Origin of the sequence: Vibrio sp. VP6, from assembly GCF_028823755.1 — a bacterium.
Classification (GTDB): Bacteria; Pseudomonadota; Gammaproteobacteria; order Enterobacterales; family Vibrionaceae; genus Vibrio; species Vibrio parahaemolyticus.
In genome coordinates, this window is record NZ_JAPEID010000201.1 from 1 (window position 1) to 542 (window position 542).

Sequence of the window (542 nt, forward strand, 5' to 3'; positions counted from 1 at the left end):
TTCTAGCCGATTGTAAGGAAATCATCGCGATCAAAGAAGGCGTCATCGATGCACCAGATTTTGATGAATCAAATCTGACCTATCGCCTGATGTACGGCGCCTATAAACCTCAAGCTCACGCGCATTACAGCAATGAAGAAGTCAGAGCACACATAACCGAAGCCATTGACCAATGGCTTATCCACATTGATGGCAAAAACGTCATTGGTCTGGGGATTGAAGGCATTGTGATTTCAGAAAGCGTCATCAAACGCCAATGCACTGAATTACAGCACCCAAGAGCGACTCAAGATGTCGCGTTCGCCGCCCTAGTCAAAGCACCGGCGTCTTTTGAAATTGACGACAAGCGTTATCAGACTCGCACCGCTTATCTGCGTTGGGATGGCATTGACGCCATCACAACGCTGCTGAATCGAAAAGGTTTATTTGCCTTCACCAGTGAAGACAAGCGATTCACACCAGAAGAGCCGTTAACAAAGAAAAACTGGCGTCTCTACATCGATCACTTACGAATGCTCAAAGAAACCCGTAGAGCGCAATAG

The 542-nt window shown here is 47.0% G+C and carries 1 protein-coding gene; it reads left to right on the forward strand.

Annotation, left to right across the window (positions count from 1 at the left end; genetic code table 11):
• Positions 1-542, forward strand: a 542-nt coding sequence (locus OU793_RS24875) for a hypothetical protein (protein WP_274647945.1), incomplete at its 5' end; no start/stop codon positions are given.